This is a genomic window from Haloglycomyces albus DSM 45210, from assembly GCF_000527155.1.
GTDB lineage: Bacteria > Actinomycetota > Actinomycetes > Mycobacteriales > Micromonosporaceae > Haloglycomyces > Haloglycomyces albus.
In genome coordinates this window covers 1,804,437-1,820,957 of the sequence record NZ_AZUQ01000001.1, presented here as the reverse complement: position 1 = coordinate 1,820,957, position 16,521 = coordinate 1,804,437, and the positions used below count along the sequence as shown (strand labels likewise).

The 16,521-nt window shown below is 56.4% G+C and carries 16 protein-coding genes and 1 CRISPR repeat array; of the genes, 4 read left to right on the top strand and 12 right to left on the bottom strand.

The window, feature by feature from the left end; genetic code table 11:
* Positions 1 to 233: 233 nt before the first annotated feature.
* The 4 genes from HALAL_RS0108545 to HALAL_RS0108530 form a co-directional block, all read right to left on the bottom strand.
* A complete protein-coding gene (locus tag HALAL_RS0108545; RefSeq protein ID WP_025273601.1) occupies positions 234 to 680 on the bottom strand; it encodes a hypothetical protein in 447 nt (148 codons plus the stop codon).
* Between the two features lie 74 nt (positions 681 to 754).
* Positions 755 to 1,204, bottom strand: coding sequence for a hypothetical protein (locus HALAL_RS0108540; protein WP_025273600.1), 450 nt, complete (start codon positions 1,202 to 1,204; stop codon positions 755 to 757).
* Entirely contained in the window at positions 1,201 to 1,890 is a 690-nt protein-coding gene (locus HALAL_RS0108535; protein ID WP_025273599.1) for a hypothetical protein, read from the bottom strand. The genes HALAL_RS0108540 and HALAL_RS0108535 overlap by 4 nt, the downstream gene beginning before the upstream one ends.
* Before the next feature lie 14 nt (positions 1,891 to 1,904).
* On the bottom strand, positions 1,905 to 2,156 hold the full coding sequence (locus HALAL_RS0108530) for a hypothetical protein (RefSeq protein ID WP_025273598.1): 252 nt from the start codon (positions 2,154 to 2,156) through the stop codon (positions 1,905 to 1,907).
* A gap of 169 nt (positions 2,157 to 2,325) precedes the next feature.
* Between HALAL_RS0108530 and HALAL_RS0108525 the strand changes: the two genes are divergently transcribed.
* The 4 genes from HALAL_RS0108525 to HALAL_RS0108510 all read left to right on the top strand — a co-directional run bounded on the left by HALAL_RS0108525 (position 2,326) and on the right by HALAL_RS0108510 (position 6,199).
* The gene (locus HALAL_RS0108525) at positions 2,326 to 2,928 is read left to right on the top strand and encodes a hypothetical protein (RefSeq protein WP_025273597.1); all 603 of its coding nucleotides are present in this window, start codon (positions 2,326 to 2,328) and stop codon (positions 2,926 to 2,928) included.
* Complete coding sequence (locus HALAL_RS0108520; RefSeq protein WP_025273596.1) at positions 2,925 to 3,470, top strand: hypothetical protein; 546 nt, start codon at positions 2,925 to 2,927, stop codon at positions 3,468 to 3,470. Before HALAL_RS0108525 ends, HALAL_RS0108520 begins: the two co-directional genes overlap by 4 nt.
* Positions 3,471 to 4,118: 648 nt before the next feature.
* Positions 4,119 to 4,430 carry a hypothetical protein gene (locus HALAL_RS0108515; RefSeq protein ID WP_156937674.1) on the top strand — a complete coding sequence of 104 codons (312 nt, stop codon included), beginning with the start codon at positions 4,119 to 4,121 and terminating at the stop codon, positions 4,428 to 4,430.
* Positions 4,427 to 6,199 (top strand): hypothetical protein, encoded by a 1,773-nt coding sequence (locus HALAL_RS0108510; RefSeq protein WP_025273594.1) that lies wholly within the window; start codon positions 4,427 to 4,429, stop codon positions 6,197 to 6,199. The genes HALAL_RS0108515 and HALAL_RS0108510 overlap by 4 nt, the downstream gene beginning before the upstream one ends.
* A gap of 343 nt (positions 6,200 to 6,542) precedes the next feature.
* Positions 6,543 to 6,814: a CRISPR direct-repeat array (repeat unit 28 nt; unit sequence GAGCTATCCCCGCGTAGGCGGGGGCTAC).
* 66 nt (positions 6,815 to 6,880) lie between these two features.
* Here HALAL_RS0108510 and cas2e read toward each other — a convergent pair.
* The 8 genes from cas2e to HALAL_RS0108475 form a co-directional block, all read right to left on the bottom strand.
* Positions 6,881 to 7,171: a type I-E CRISPR-associated endoribonuclease Cas2e gene (gene cas2e, locus HALAL_RS19315; protein WP_084471923.1), complete on the bottom strand. Its 291-nt coding sequence runs from the start codon at positions 7,169 to 7,171 to the stop codon at positions 6,881 to 6,883.
* Entirely contained in the window at positions 7,168 to 8,160 is a 993-nt protein-coding gene (cas1e, locus tag HALAL_RS0108505; RefSeq protein WP_025273593.1) for a type I-E CRISPR-associated endonuclease Cas1e, read from the bottom strand. Before cas1e ends, cas2e begins: the two co-directional genes overlap by 4 nt.
* A gap of 1 nt (position 8,161) precedes the next feature.
* Positions 8,162 to 8,950, bottom strand: a complete 789-nt coding sequence (gene cas6e / locus HALAL_RS0108500) for a type I-E CRISPR-associated protein Cas6/Cse3/CasE (RefSeq protein ID WP_025273592.1) — start codon at positions 8,948 to 8,950, stop codon at positions 8,162 to 8,164.
* Entirely contained in the window at positions 8,938 to 9,744 is an 807-nt protein-coding gene (cas5e, locus tag HALAL_RS0108495) for a type I-E CRISPR-associated protein Cas5/CasD (protein ID WP_025273591.1), read from the bottom strand. Before cas5e ends, cas6e begins: the two co-directional genes overlap by 13 nt.
* On the bottom strand, positions 9,741 to 10,877 hold the full coding sequence (gene cas7e, locus HALAL_RS0108490; RefSeq protein ID WP_025273590.1) for a type I-E CRISPR-associated protein Cas7/Cse4/CasC: 1,137 nt from the start codon (positions 10,875 to 10,877) through the stop codon (positions 9,741 to 9,743). Before cas7e ends, cas5e begins: the two co-directional genes overlap by 4 nt.
* 38 nt (positions 10,878 to 10,915) lie before the next feature.
* Complete coding sequence (gene casB, locus HALAL_RS0108485) at positions 10,916 to 11,485, bottom strand: type I-E CRISPR-associated protein Cse2/CasB (protein ID WP_025273589.1); 570 nt, start codon at positions 11,483 to 11,485, stop codon at positions 10,916 to 10,918.
* Positions 11,478 to 13,163 (bottom strand): type I-E CRISPR-associated protein Cse1/CasA, encoded by a 1,686-nt coding sequence (gene casA / locus HALAL_RS0108480; protein ID WP_084471921.1) that lies wholly within the window; start codon positions 13,161 to 13,163, stop codon positions 11,478 to 11,480. The genes casB and casA overlap by 8 nt, the downstream gene beginning before the upstream one ends.
* 170 nt (positions 13,164 to 13,333) lie before the next feature.
* Positions 13,334 to 16,186: a CRISPR-associated helicase/endonuclease Cas3 gene (locus HALAL_RS0108475; protein ID WP_025273587.1), complete on the bottom strand. Its 2,853-nt coding sequence runs from the start codon at positions 16,184 to 16,186 to the stop codon at positions 13,334 to 13,336.
* Positions 16,187 to 16,521: the final 335 nt, after the last annotated feature.

The window sequence follows — 16,521 nt, the reverse complement described above, 5'->3', positions numbered from 1 at the left end:
CTCTGCTGAAACAGCGAGCTACAGAAAACGAGCTCAAGGTCAATACTGATTACCGCGACAGCGCAACGCGACGGATTGACCATTATCCCAGAGTATGAGCGTGTAGCGCTGCCTTCTCAGGAATAGGGTTCATTCACACCCACTAGAATCTGCCAACGCGCCGTTGACGGAATCGCACCAACGAAGATACTTCTTGGTGATTCCTTTGCGATAGTGCGCATCATCTACCACGATCAGCACCCTTCACTGGTTTCCTCGCTCCATTGATCAGCCAGCGTAGCGGCGTCGGTCAAGTACGTGTCAATATGCGCCTTCACATGCTCATCGGTCTCTGCGACATAGCGGATGGTCAACATCTGAGCTTCGTATTGTTGTTCGGGCGTGATCTCATCAAGGAAAGCTTCTTCGCCCAGAAGACCGCGAATGAGTCCTTCGAGGATCAAGCCATTGAAGGGTGGGTCAGCCCTTCGATATGCATATCGAACTCGTTCAACAAATTGCTTAACTGCGGATTGGCTGGTGTCGTCGTCCAGGGCTTTTTCAAGCAGCACCGAAAAGGTCGACAGAGTAAATAGTCCCCAATCGCCATCGTTCGGGAGCCCTTGGATCAATTCAACTGATTCGGTACGCCCGAGAGTGTGAGCCTTCATGGTCTTCATAAAGTAGTCGTTATTTTCCACCGTCGCCCGTCCTTCTGTATGTCAGTAAATTTCCTATGCTGGCTGGGAAATGACGGGCAAGGTGGGGCAGTGTCTTATTCCTCTGGCGTATCCCATTCAGCCATTATCGCATCGGCTTCATTCAGAAATCTGTATAGATCAGGTCTGGTCGTGGTTCCTTCTGTTGCCAGGGCAGCGATGACCATCATCTGGACGTGGACGACGTCATTGGTGGGAATATCGTCCATAAGGTGTGGTTCTCCCGCTGATCCTCGTATGACTCCTTCAGCGGTGAGGGCGTTGAATTTCGGTTCGGTGGCTTCCCGATATTCATACCTCAGCTTGTTGACAAGACCGGCGATGGCATCACGGCTAATACCATCTTTGAAGTACTCCTCAAGGAAGGCAGCAAAAAGCGCAGCCAGGTACGTCATATACTTCTGTGCCTGGTCTTCCGGCAATGACTCTAGAAGCTGTTTGAACTTATTAACGTCTTTAGTGGCAACAGCCTCGACTGTCTTCCTATAGTGCAGTTGATCTGTCATGAGTCAGAATCCTTCTTCCTCGCTCGTGAGGCTGCTTCTACAACTCCGATTCCAAGAATAACAAGGTGCACTGTCGCGTCAACGGGGTTGAATGCATTCAACGGCGGTTGAACGGTTGACGGATTCTGGGGTGCCGGTGTCGTATCCACAAGGGTGCCTCGTTCGCCTGTTGTTGGATTGTGTTTGACAGTCGATTCCATAGAAGTACCGTGATCGTTAACGGCCTTCTTTAGGTCCCCAACGTTACGTACCATGTTTCGCATCGTTCGACGCATCTTACTTTTGCCGGAGTCAGCGTCGGCGTTGTGGCTTTCTTTCTGAAATGGTCCAGGTTCGTTGAATATCTGAGGGTCGCCTTCGCTCTGTACGGTCACGGTGAAGGGAACATCGCCACTGTTTCCACCTCCAGTACTGGCATTGGTGCCGCTACCCGGTGGTTCCATTGCCTCTTGGAGTTGACTTCCGGCTTCTTCAAGCTGCTGGCTCAGCTCTGCGGCTATGGATAGTAGGTCGTTGTACCGATCGGCAGCCTCACCGGTCAGGTGTGCGTCGCCTCCGACTCCCAGTGATTCCAGGGTGGTCCGGACGTCTTCGATAGTAGAGAGGGTGCCTTGTAGCTGTGTGGTGAGTTCATGGACCGCTTGCTGGTCGGATTGGTTGTGACTATTAGCCTCTTCCAAACCCATGGATACGCCTGGCCCTAGTTGTTTTGAGCAGCAGAGATATGAGTGGAGGCCTCTTCCGCTTGTTGTTTCAGTGCGGCGGCGGTGGAAAGGAGAGTGTCGTAGGTGGCTTCGGCGTTGCGGACGGATCCGGCGTTTCCTGAGTTGAGAGCTTCGAGTTGTCCGGCTACTTCACTGATGGAGTTTTTGGTTTCGTTGAGTTTCGCTTCGAGCTCTTCGACAGCTTGCATGTCGGACAGGATCTGACCTTGTACTTCATCAAGCGACATACTTCAGTTACCTCCAGAAAGTGGATGCGTTAATCGGTCTGTAGTCGATCGTAATCGATGCACCCCACTGCAGTTACGACAGGTAATGCCTCCCAACCCAAATGCTGTAATTGAACAGGTGGTAACCATCATCGAGCAGTGCAAAGACACGATCTAGGAGACCGTCAAGATGGCAAAAATCATCGCCCCCATCGGAAAATCACTAGGACCGATCCTCAATCAGAAGAAGGAGATCGAATCATTCGACCTTATGATCGGCGATGGCATTGAAGAGCTTACGTCCATTGAATGGTCAACTTGGAACGCAGCACACGCAGAACCGTCACTTCATAATGAACTCAAAGTCACTCGTGATACCTGCAAAGATGCGGTAAAACGCGAGAGCGACGATTCCCAGGCGGATGATCTGGACCAAGTTATAGACAAGTTGATTACGCTTGGTGCCCTTAAGGAATTTGAACCCACCACCAGTGAAATCACAGCCTTCCTCTCTCAAGTCTCAGTAATCCCCACCGCCGCAGCCGTAGGAAGCGCGCCAGAACAGCCGGAACAATACAGAATCACCGATGGTTCTGGTGATTACGCCGATATCGACGGATGGACACGCGACATCTGGGCCCTCTCTCACCGCGAAGCATCAGCATGGCGTGCCTGCGAACTCATCGCAGAAGCATTCACAAACGAAACCCCCGAATCCGTAGCAACGACCACCTTCGGTGGATTGCTAGGACTCGTATCGATGTACTTCGGATTCCTGGAGCCAATCGAATGAGCAAACGCATCGGATCCGGCAAAGTACCTGGCCAACGCATGAGAGACTTCAAGAAAGTCGAAAAGGAAACCCGCCCACGCACCGGAGGCGACGTAGCAAAAGCAGCCTTCACCTCCGCCGGGTCAATCCTTGGCGCAGTCAGCGGCCTGAAAGCCATGGGACCAGCGGGCGTAGCAATGGGCGCCTCCGCTGGAGCATTGGCAGCCGAGGGCGGCAAACACTACGCAACAGCATGGTTCAGTTCCAGCACAACAAACAACAGTGCAACAGCCGGACCATTCGGATCCATCTCTGAACTAAAATCGTCGGTTCACGGCATCATTGGTTCCATCCGCACCGAATGCGACGCCCAAGTTCAAGGCACTCGCGGTCAGGCAGAGGAAGCGCTTGCCATCATCGAGCAGGCTATGGATGGCTCCAGCAACAGCCTGGTTTCCGATGGTATTGGGACGCTCCAGGAAGCGCTACAGAACATGGACGAGATCTTGTCCACGTCAGGCACGGCAAAATCAGACGCGGTAGACTGGGCAAATCGCTTGTAACAGCCGCTAACGCACTGCGCGTACATGTTCGCACGACCTCCCGAGTCGGGTATGTGACACCTGGCTCGGGTTTTTGTTTGCGCGACACGCGCTTGTGTTTGTTGACTTTGCGTTAGCAATACGCGACACTAACCAACGCTGGGTAATCCCGATGATTGCCCGGGGTCTTTGGCAAACATCCAGTTTGCCGACGACAGCGACTCGCCAGGAAAAGCTACCAACTTGTGACTGGCGAGTCGCCTCCAACAACAAAACCCCGAAAGGAGGTCTCGTGTTCTCACTCATCGTAGTGCATTCGCACGCTCAATTCCAGTCACGAGCCGGTGTCGCCGGGCGCGTCAGCTATTACTGACTTGCCGCCTGACCGGCACCTTCACCGCATTCACCGCTAATACCAGCTAATTCCCGATCGGCGCGTGTCCAAAAAACGGGCCAGAGTTTAAACCCGTCAGGGATCACACGGCTATCCCGTCATGCCCACAACAGGGCCACGAGCGGACATACAGCGCTCGTGACTCCGCTACGGAACGGGAACTTGGAACACGGGATTCGACTGGTTCGGCGGTGATCGGTGGGGCCGGTTCGCCTCGACCGTTTTCTTTGTTTCTCACCTATCCCCCAAACCTGGGGAGAATGGAGATCACCGACATGCCTGAACTGATAGGCACTTTGACGTGGGAGAGCTCCCGCGTCGATATGATTCAACGCTTCGGACGCCCCACCCTATGGGTGACCGTTGACGGCCAACTCGCCGCACTCGTCCACACGACCGGACAACACATCCGTCCACACAACAACTGGACGCTTCCCGACGAGATCCAAACCTGGATCGTGCACCTCGCCGCCACCACACAGGCCAACCGGATTCGAGTCTGTCCCGATATTGAACCGACACAACCGACCGATCACGACAGGGAATCGATCAAACCGGCTGGTTGTGACGTGGAGGCGGTGCAATGAACATCAACTCACACGACCTGTTCGCCGTCTACGAAGTCCTACTCATCGCCTACCCGGTGGCGGTATCGATGATCCTCATCCGCTCGAAGGCATGGGAGATACGACCGGGCTTCACCACCGTCACCACAGCACCCCAGGGAGACGACAAACGTACCAGTAGTTCACCACGTTTGAGTGCGACTGTTCTTGAAACACCGGGCCATGGCTCCCAGCAACAGGCCACAGGTCATCCCGACTCGAACCACCACCACGATCCGGGACGCCACCACAATTCGCGACTCGACGTCGCCGCCGGGCACGACACCACCAGCGATGAATCGGGCGAACCAAATACGACCGGGGCTACCGTGGGCAGCTCCCAACCAGTGGGCCGCCATACGGTCGACAATCGGTATATCTCCCATCGCGTCGAGTCGCCGTCCGGTCGCACTCGACGACCGGCAGATTGGAATACGACCGGGCAGCCCGTCACCTACCTCAGCAGCGCCTACCGGTCCACGACCCACCACAAACACAACACCCACCAACCGCTGAGCGGTCATGCATCGGGCGAGTCGATGGGTGCCCGGCCGGCCCAGGCCATTACCGAACAACCGGCCCGCCAACTGTCCACCCACCACGACACCACCGGAAACCGGCCCACCGAGCAACGTTCAACCCACCACGAGAACGCCCACCAGCGTCAAGCGAACCAAACGCTCACCAATCAATGGCCCACCAGCCAAACATCGACCGAACGACGTTCGACCTACCACGAACGCACCGACACCTACCAAAATTCGGGACACCAGCAGTCCACCTACAACGGGCCCGTCGGCGCTGAGCCTGCCTACCGGCAGCCCGCCCACCACGAGTCCACCAACCAGAACACGTCACTTTCGCGCCCATATGCCCACCGACGGGTCTCCCGACCGCGACGGTCGGTATACGAACGCCAAGAAATCCCCATCCAGCACCGCCTGGGTGAAGCCACAACACCGGAGAAAAGAGGCTATCCCACCCACGGACAAGTCCTCACAGCAATCCGGTGGCGAGATTATCGGGTCGAGTTGCGGCAAGCCTCGCTCACCTCCGCCACCATCCTCGCGATCAACTCTGACGGGGAAACGACGGTATTGGGGGCGATTCAATGGGACGCGAGGGCCTGCGACCGGCCCGTCTGGACCGAAACGGCCGCACAACAACGCCTCCTGCCACGAGACAGGCGGGAGTCGTTCAAGCTCGGCGACCGCCTCGCCCACGCCATCGAGGAACTCTTCCACAAACGCACACCCACACCCACGCGATGGAACAGATATAGCGAACGCGACGGGTTCCTGACTCCACAAACACGGGTGCAGACACCGACCCAGATACGGGCGCACACGCATGGGCGGAGGAGCCTGCAACCGTGGGAACAACACCACGGACACGACCAGGCCCACGCGCAAACCCAAGCGGCCGAACAGCAGGTGAGGGCGGTGAGTGCGTATGCCGGTTCGTTATCTCCCCATCGGGACGTTCAACCTCGGCACCATCCGCCACGAGACCTACCGGTTCCACGGACGCCTCGACGTGTCGACCTCAAACGTATTCCTCTTCCTTACCACCAACTCCGGTGGCGGCGTGGAAGCAGCGGTCGACGGTACGACGTCCGAATCGGGTGCTGGTGGTTTTCAGAGCCTGTCGGACACACTGCGGGACGACCGAGTGACGGTGGAATACCGGCCTCCGGACGTGTTGGCCAACTGCGCCAACCCACTCCGGCCGACCATCGTGCTCTACGATGACCGGCTGTTCCAACACACCGTCACTGACACCGCCTGGATCGACCGACTGGCCCACACGCTATATACGGCCGTGTCGCCACACCTCGATCCTGATCGGACAACACCGAGAGGGAGCGTCGTACCGGGGCCACGCCGCCGGTGGCGCCCCAAATGATCCCGTCACTAACCAACGAACCCGCGCCGGGTCAACGCGTCCGCCACTGTGCATCGCGTGAGGATTCATGATCTTTACTCCCGGTTCTCTCTCCTGGTAACCGGCGCTGTAGGAGAGAGAACCCCGGTCCTGTCGGGGCTCTGGTAGGTGGGCAGCCCCGACAGGACCCCACCACAAAATGAGCGACCTGAGCTATCCCCGCGTTGGCGGGGGCTACCGGTCTACCCGGTACGAACCGGTGGCGTGAGTAGAGCTATCCCCGCGTTGGCGGGGGCTACGGGGATTGTCGTCATCGCACTGTTGGGTAGTGGGAGCTATCCCCGCGTAGGCGGGGGCTACTCTACAGTTCCCACATTCCCGCCGTCGTGCCGAGAGCTATCCCCGCGTAGGCGGGGGCTACGTCTGCGCGCTTGGGTCCGATTTGCCGTGCCGGGAGCTATCCCCGCGTAGGCGGGGGCTACAGTCGACGACCTGCACCTCCATCACGACTTTGACCGGTTTTCGTCCGCCTCTTTTTCACTTGGCCCCTAAGGCTCGTGCGGATCTCTCGGTCGGGCCAACAGTGTCAAGCCGTCGAAGTCAGTTGGTTTCCAACGTTCGCGACCCGCAGTTCGAAAAGCACAATCCTGTTCAGTCGCAGCCGGCTCAATCATGACCGCTTGGCCATCACCAATCCGCGCACGGGTAATTTCCCATATATAATCGCGCACCCGCTTACTAACAGTGCCGACGAAAATTCCGGCTGCAACTTCCAGAAGCCATCTTGTCACGTGCCCGCGCAATCCTCGAGGCGCTGCGATGAGTACGATGACCGTCACGACTCACCTACCTCAGCGGCATGTCCTGTTTGACCCAGAATATCGAGATGGAACTCGTCGAAGACATCCCAGTCACCCCAATTGCGACCACCATCTACGGTCTGATCACCGTCGCCCCAAATCTCGTTTCGATCCTCATTCTCCGCCTCAGAGTCTTGCAACAGCAAGCTTTTGACATTAGAGACGATCTTGGACAACAACTGCTCCTCAACAACGGCATCTCGTACCGCGACCCGGGCGTCCCGTTCAGAGCACAAACCTCGGGCGGCAAGGTCAAATGCAATAGGGATCGAGATATCGGCCTTATACAAGTCGGCGATATCAAGCACAAACGAAACCGCTGAACCGGTATGAATGAACCCGAGGGCCGGGCTCGCTCCGATCCCGGTAATAACTGCATGACAAATTCCATATAGGGCGGAGTTCGCCGCAGATAGAAGCCGATTGATATCGTCACCGGCGGCAAACGCATCGCCTTTCACGTATTGCCGACTCGTCCACGGCACACCTGTACGTTCGGCATGCCATGTATATAGGCGACGGACTCTTGTACCTTCTCGGCCAAACATCTGTTTTGTGGTCAGTCCGCTTGGGTCTTCATCAGGAAATCGCATTCCATACATCTGACGAGCGACCTCGACACGTTCCTTTGGCCTGGTGACGAGCCACGCTTGTCGCGTAATGAGTTTCGATCCTCTGCTAGAGCCGAGTCCGGCGGCATACATCCGTACACCGCGCTCGCCAACCCAACACAATGCCGTTCCTGAATCTCCGAGTAGTGCGACCGCTGCGTGAGTAATCCGAGTTCCCGGACCAATGAGGAGAACTGCCAGATAGGCAGCCGGGACGTGAACGGTTTCGTACTTATTCACTAGTACAACCGCATTGTCATCACGGTCGATATGACAGCGTTCGACGTAGAGACTCGATATTCGGTCTTCGATTCGGTGTAGATCCTGTGGGCCGGCTTTCCACCATGGTTCGGCCATATTAAGTGCCACCTTCTTGCAAAGGGGCCACGGTAAGTAGACCTTGACCGTAGGCTTTGGAGGGGCCAAATCCTTCAAGAAGAGTTCGACGGAACAGGATGGGGTCGCTAATACGTAGAGCCCCTTCGAATGTCGCAGATGGAAAGGTGATCGGATTGGTATTACCACGTTTTCGGAAACGTACGTCTCGACGTTCCACAACAGCCACCTGATAGTCGACCTCATCTGAGACTGGTTCGCCGGTATCGATAACCGCATCTGACTGAGTGGAGGGAAGGATCTCGAAACCACGTGCGCGCGCCCGCTCTATGAACCATCTCCGTTGCTGGGCTACCGTTCGGTGAGGTACGCGGTGTCCGCGCAGTCGGCGTTCGGCGGCCGTTCCCGTCTCTTTATCCCATGTAGCCTGACGCCGTTGTTGAGCTTCTGTGAGTTTGTCAGGACGCCGTTTGTTTTGGACGGGACTCGCCGTAAGCCGGAAATGATATTGCTGTCCGACGTCAAGCCGTGAGAGAAGCCGGTCGTAATCGTACGTAGTTGGAAAACCGTGATCAGATTCGGGCCACCCATACTTTTCGCTCATATGCGTGTAGTCGGGACGCGTCGACGTGAGCACAATGATAGAGGGGCGGTAGGAGTCGTCCTTTTCAAGCCGCCACAGTAGCCTTTCGGCCCTCGGGTCGCCGGGTACGCCTGCGGACACTGCTCCGTGGATGAGGTGCGGATTGCCCAACAGTCTTACCGATGCCGTCCGATACGGATTGACGGGGATCTTCGTCAGAAATGGCATGATAACTCTTCCAATAGGGAAAACAGGTCATGGTTGGAACGTGATTCGGATGCTGACGATTTGTTGCCGGTCGCTACGGTGACAACATCGCGTCGCACCCTACGGGAGGCACGCTGTCCTGGGGTTTTGAGATTGAACGTGACAGGCACATCGCCAAGCGTCTCCGCTCCGGTGGGGTCGTCATACGTTATCGGCAATGTCACCTGGGAACCGGCGTTCTCTCGATGACGACGGGCAGTCACTTGCCACGGCACATCAGCCAGCAGTTTCCTTAGGTCGCTTGTGTCTTCTCCGATTTGTTTTTCTAGAAAGATCGGTCGTGAAGGGGGACAACTGCGACGGCCGAGCGCGAGCGGGAATGCCGGGCGTTGCAACCCGCGTGCTACACCTTCGATAGTGTCTGATTTTCCTGTGACGACAACAACGAAAACGGCATCTTGGAGGTAAAACCGACGGGTCACGAGTGGCGCGAGTTTATCTTTCCCCGTTTTGGGTTCCTGCTTGCCATTCTTTTTGACTTTGGCTGAGGGTAGAGGTCGGCTTCGGTAATCGGAAACCGTGTGGAAATCACGCAAGAGGCGACCAGAATGGTCGATCCTCACGCCCATCCGCAGTTCGGTCAAGTCGTCTATGGCCGCATCACGGGTTCGCCCTTCCGCAGCGGCCAGAAGTCCTACGATCCCGGATTTTGTGGGCTCCATTTGGGTCTCGCGCCACGAATACTGGCTCGATCCTCCCCAAGCCTGCAGAGGTCCGGCTAGGCACATGTAGAGGCTTGCATCCTGCTTCGTCATTTCAAGTCCCCGGACTCGAGCCACTCGGCGATCTTGGTGTGCAAGGACCCGGTGAGTTCAGGGAACGGCACGCTTGGCCCGAACTGTTCACTCACGATGGTTTCGTCCTTTCCGGTGGCGTAGGTTGCCAGAACCGCACCCGGCGCTTCACCCCAAATATCTGTTGTTTGCTTCATTTCCTGGGCCAGCTGTATGACCGATCGAGAGGCAAAACCACGTTCACTGTGGGGTTTAAGCGGGTCTTCAAACGCATTGACTAGATTGACTGGCTGGTCGGATCGCAGCGCAACAACAACAGCATGTGGACGGGTATGGTGAGCAAATCCGTTCTGGTTACCAGTGGGCAAGGACAGCGCGAAGCTGCGAACGAACTCGGTGGCGGTCATTGCGGTTAGATCCTTGTCACCGAGGTTGTTCAGCAGCTGATGGATACCAACGGTCGCATAGCGGTAGTAGGTCGCAGAGTTGAATTCGATGTTTCCGATCATGGCGGCGCCGGAGTTGTCGCGATTTTCGTCGTCGACGGCAGTGAAGTAATCGAACTTATTGTGGATACGATGGGTGGAAACGGCATGGGCGACTTGGACGGCCGCATCGACGTTTAGGTCGGTAACGTTGGCTACCATCCGTCCGAACAGTGCGACCTCGGCCGGATTTCCTGACTCAAGGCTGCCGAGCAGGTTGAGCTTCTTCATGCGTTTGTCAAGTGCAGCCTTTTCCATCCCACTCAGTTCATCGAGCTCGCCGATAATCGTGTCGGCCATAGCGTCAACTTGTCGATACCCGCAAAAAAGCATGTAGGACAGATTCTCGTCGTTATTTTTATTCCGATCAATCCCAAACGAGTCGACCGCAGCAACGGCGAGGCGTCGCGCGGTGTCGTCGTCTGCATGTTCAGCCAAACGCTCGTCTAGGAGCTGTTGAATCCGGCTGGTGCGAGTGGCTCGGTCGAGTTCGGGAAGATGTGAGGCGAAATGGATTCGAGCATGTCGTTTCTGGCTCTGTGAAGCGATCCGGCCGCGTTTGACTCCTCCGAATTCGGCGTGTTTCGGACTCCCGGAATCGTCACGGTTGACATTCGACGGTGGAAGGGATTGGATGATGGATACATCTGCAAACAGTCGTTGAGACATTTAATTTTTCCTCTCGAATCTAGGGGTGATTTCGTCAATCATTCTTTATTGTTGTCGCTCTTGCGCCGCAGGTTGTTGTATTGGGCACCCCACGCGAGGCGGACCCTGCCACGGTGCTCGTCGTCGTTGTCGTGCCAATGCCAAAAGTCAAAAAACAGCTTCGTGTAGTCGAGCCGTTGTCCGATTCCACGCAGTCGGGGAACAAGGCTTCGAAGGTGTTCATACAGCTCCTCAACATCATCGGCTCCGACCAGAGCCTTGACCCTACGATCGAGAGCATCGGCACTGGTTTCGCTATGCTCGCGCAGGGCACGGAGCGCTTCCCCTAGCCCAATTCCTTTTACATGCATCAATTTAGATTGAGACTGTTGGTGGAGCGCGAAGAGCGTCAAGGTGTTGTGTTCGGCCGTCAGGTTCCGGTCCGGCCAACCGCTGTAAAAGGTGGCGTCCCGAATGGCGACCCTGTAGTGCATCATCACATCGACGTTGCGACCAGGCGGTTCTCCGAGGCCGCGTAGCAACCGCGCGATATCGGCTCCAGCATAGGGCTCGCCTGGGTCAAACTCTTCCCAGAACTTCGGCGGATATTCACGCTTAGATTCAGGCATCGTTCGTCTCATTTCGTTCGGCGTTACGTTTCCTGCGTTCGTGTTCTTCTGGGAGAGCCTTGCACATCGCTGCGACCAGATAATGGTTCGCGCGGTTGACGGTTCGGACAGTAGTGTTGTCTCCACCGGACGCGTCGATAATGGCCTCCGGCGGTATTGAAAACGCCAGGCTCTTGCGCAATCTATCGGTTTGATCCCAGGCGATGCATTCCCAATTGGCTTTTGCCGCCCTGAGCAGTTCCTGGTTCTGGCCGGCAGCTTGGATTTCGGCCAATAGACGCCGTGCCGGACCGTCCAGTGCTGCGATTAGTTCGGATCCCACATGTGCCCCTCTATCCCAATCCAGGGCACTGCCACCAGCGGCATTCCGGAGGTTGTTCTGATAGTTGTTGATTGCCTTACGCAGTCGCTCAGCCTGATCGGCCATGTCTAGCACAAACTGTTTAACCGGACTGTCATGTTCCATCAGCGCCGCGACCGGAATCGGTACTTCGTCAGTGATCGCGTTCTCCACCACTGCGGACTGCGTGCCGTACTCCAAGCCGAATACCGCTACACGAAGCGGGTAATCAGCGGCGATAACGTCATCAGCCAAATAGTCGGCAATACCTTGCAGCAAGTCAGAGGTAGCAATGTCCTTGCTATTCGACGGTCGGGGCACCGCCAGCAGCGCATCAAGACTTCGCCAAGCCGCTTTCCCCGACTGGTGACGTTTCGGCACCATTCTTCCTGGTGAATCCTTGGTCCCCTTAGCCCGATGCCACAGAGTGTGCGGTTCCCATTCGGGTATTATACTCAACCGATCACCTGCAGTGCACACCACTCCAGTCGCCGTTGGATCCCCAGAAATAGATTCGGTGACAAGTCGGATACGCCGCCCCTGCCAGGTCATCAAATCCAACGGGCCCTTGGCCGTTCGTTTGGCCCATACCGGACCAGGCGCTTCGTCGACTTCCCAGTGCGGACGATCGTCTTCGGACCGCCCCTGATATCGCACCGGCGTATTGAGCATCAGAGTGTCGTATAGCGTACGCCCCAATGGCATCACCACACCGAGTTCCCCAAGGACCCCCTTCGGGTTCCCTTTGGTCGTACCGCCGGTAACCTCTGGATCGCCGACAGCCCCACTTTTCAACGCTGCAGTATCCCAACATTGGCAGTTAGCCATCGCGGCCAGCGCCTCCATCGGAGTTAGGCCAGGTCCGGTATCGTCGGTGAACGGCGTAAACAACGGGACGTTGTTGCCAGTGGCAATATGGCTCAGAAGCAGACTGGTCGGCTTCTCACCGCTCGGTGATGAAAGTCCTGGAGCCTGCCCGAACGGGCGGTGCGGGTCCATGAGGTCAAACCGGTCGTGGTACTTCTCGAAATAATCGATCAATCGGCGACGCTCGACTTCGGACAACCGACCTTGTTCAAATCGTTCAGCCCATTCATCGGTGTCTCGGGGGAAACCTAGAGCCGACCAGAATATAGGCAGCAGGATTTGCCGGAAAAGAGCCGGGGTCATCGTCGGAACAGGAACAACCAAGTCCGTCAACTCATCAGCCGCTAGAAACGCTTCAGGAATCGGCACTTCTGCGGTGTATCCGCTGACGTACGCAACGGACAATGCTGGTCGATCAAGAAGATTATACGTGCAATCAGTTGGGCCGCTTGGGGGCTCGCGGTTCGTCATATTTCCAACTTAGCGCATGACAAACAGTTTATATATAGTACGAACGGATGAATAGTTGTCGGAATTCCGATAAATCGGATATGGTCGCAACGACTCTGCCCACGCAGAGGTACTCCCAGTTTGTATATCGACACGGGGTAGCCCCTGCCAACGCGGGGAGGGGCCGTGTCTTAGGAGCGGCCCCTGACCTCTTGCAGGCCAAGTTCGGAGTCGTAACGCAATCGATGACCGCCTAGGTCGGCCTCGCCGTTTTGGTCGAGGACAAGTGCTTTGCTCCAACCAAGCCATGTATGCCCTTCCCATCCCGGAAGAGTTGTCAGTTGTGCCTCAGCTTCGTCGGTAAACTTGGCCGGCAACCGCACAACCCCACCAAGCAAATCATCGAGCGCCTCATTCGAGACTTCCCCATTCGATCCCAGCCGAGTTCCGTTCATCGCCGTATATCCTTCAGGACTGCGCCGCACCATGACGACCTCAACGCTCGAAGGGCCATCGCGAACTGCCGCATGCAGCTCACCTTCAGACGCGTGCGTCGGCTTATGGTGCAATCCATCCAGACACGGTGCCCCACGTTTAGCCTCTTCACTCAGCACAAAGTACGCCGCGGTCTCCGCACGCCGTTCTTGGTCTGCCTCCCATTCAATCTCTGCCTTTTCTGCTGCCTCACACCAACTATCCGGGAAGACAAAAGCATCACTGTAACCGTCGGATATCAACTGCGGAACGCACGACGGAACCCGCCACGACGCCGGCACCGCTCCACCAGCGATGGTTTCGGCAATCAGTGCCGCAGAACGCAACAGAAGATTCGAACTGTATACGGCCTCGGAAGCAGAATGAAAGTCGGGTGCCGTGTCAGTCCATGCCAAACCTGTGATAATTACTCTCGGCTCACGCAGACGATCTGGTCGCGGTGTCGACGGGTGACGGTGCAGGCGACCAATTCTTTGCAATATTAGGTCAATTGGTGCAACATCCGTGATCAGGAGATCGGCATCAATGTTGAACGATTGTTCAGCCACCTGAGTTGCAACGATCACCTGCCGCTTAGTAGGGTCACGATCAGGATCAGCTTGTGCAGCATTCAGACTTTGGGCCGTCCGTTCAGCACGGTCGGCATCATCCAAACGACCGTGAAGCAGCAACAGCGTGTCACCTTCGAACCCGTCTCGCAATGTCTCGTAGATCCTCTGAGCTCGTTTAACCGAGTTCACCACGACCAATGCGGTCCCACCACCTCGCAGATCACTCCTGACCCGATCGACGACCGGGCCACCGTCATCGCTCGTATCCTCCACGACTTCAACCGCAACCTGGAAATCGTCACGCCACGGATCAGCAGCTTTAACATCGGTTCGGGCCTCATTCCCCTCTCCCCATACCAAACTCACCCGTGGATAGGCAAAACTCTCTGGCAACTGCACCGAGTCGGTACGGCCTGTCGCTCCTTCTGCGTACGCATCACACAAGGCCTGCCGTTGGTGTTGGGGCAACGTCGCCGACAGCAACACCACCGGAACTCGAGCCTGACCAAGCCAGCGCAGTATCTCGTAAAGAAACTGGCTCATGTAGATATCGGCGGCATGGACTTCATCGATGACAACCACTTTTCCAGCCAACCCCGCAAACCGCAGCATCACATGTTTAGTACGGGTGGCTGCGAACAAGAGCTGATCGATAGTGGCAACACCGAACGCGGTCAAAAGGCCTCGCTTATGTCCGTGAAACCACGACTCCGGCCTCGACTCACCATCCTTAACCGAGGATGGTGAGCCAGCGCTACAGCCGAAATCCTCGTCCTCCGCGATCGAACCGAAATCATCTACATCGTTCTCCGAAGGACGGTTATGCCAAATTTCCTTCCATAGCTGGTTGAACTGCCTCTTCCCATGCAGGAGCTGAACCTCATCGACCAACTCCGGATCGAAGGTCGACACCCAATTCACCACTTCCTCAAACATTGGTGTGCAAGTTGCTTGAGTCGGCATCGCCAGCAAGACCCCGTCACATCCAAAGCGTGCCGCCAACACTTCTGATGCAGCGAGGGCAGCTTTTGTCTTGCCCTCCCCCATCGGGGCTTCGACAAGCAGCATCCCCGGTGATTCAATCTGATGTGCAGCTTCCACCACCGTGAATTGGCTTTCCCGCGCGACGTTGTTGAACCGTTTGCCGATCAGGTCGATCGTTGAGGATGGCACGGCAAGATTCGCCCATCCTCCGCGTAGTCGCCACCGTCGCCATGCCTGTGCTGCTCTCTCCCTTGAAACTTCGAGACTTATGTAGTCGATTTCGTCAATACCGGGAAAATCAGTGCTGTTGCTGGCGATCCAATCAGCCATGACAACAAATCCCGCAATCGCCAATTGATCAGCGCGAGTGGGCCGCTCGACCGGCTCGACGTCTTTAAGGTTGGCAAACCCGACCGATTCAGTCACCATTTCCAGCAATCCGCGCTGCGCGTCCCGCCAGCCGTCACCTACGCCGAAATGCTCACCGAATCCACTTGGAGTAGGAAGATTCCCCACAGTAGGAAACTCACCGTGGTGTCCCGCCACCAATGGCCAAACCCAGGACAGTTGTCTGCGACTCCAAACGCGTTTAAGTTCGTTCCGTAGCAACACCGCCCCAAGACGGTCATGCCGCCAAAACTTTGCCGCAACGCGCGTTTCGTTCCAAGTCAACCCCGCCTCGCGGGGGCGAAGCGCCTCAACCTCGTTGCAATGCTGGAACGCTGGCGTTGCCTTACCCAGATCATGAATCGCACACAACCACACAAACAATCTCCGACCTCGGCCCAGTCCACCAGCAAAACGGTCAAACCGTCGCCTCAGGCCCCTTGATAGGTATTGGTCCCAGATCAATTCCGCCACAGCAGCGGTATCAAGCATGTGCCCGATAAGCAGATTCGTACGGCCACCAGCCTTTTTAGCCGACTTACCCCATAGCGCCCCGACCAGCCCACGAATGAAGGGGTTTTCGTTGCTATCTCGAATGTCGTGTCCTGCAGGTATATTCGCTGCCATACCAGCACTGTATCGACCACGTGTGACAATGCATAACTCACGCCTGGCAGGAAACGGGAATTCCGAGAATGAACTGCTACAACCCAGTCGGAAGCCTGACGTCCAGAGCAGCGGGTTGTTGGAAATAGGTCTGTCCCGGATCTGCCGTGCTCAAGCATCAAAGCCGACATCCTTAGATTTGTATTCACATCCAGATGTCGACCCTCGCAGAATGCGTGCAGGCATACCAACTAGAGCTATCCCCGCGTGGGCGGGGGCTACTACGTCTCTGCTCCTATACAGGTGGGACGATCAGAGCTATCCCCGCGTGGGCGGGGGGCTACCGGTCGATATCG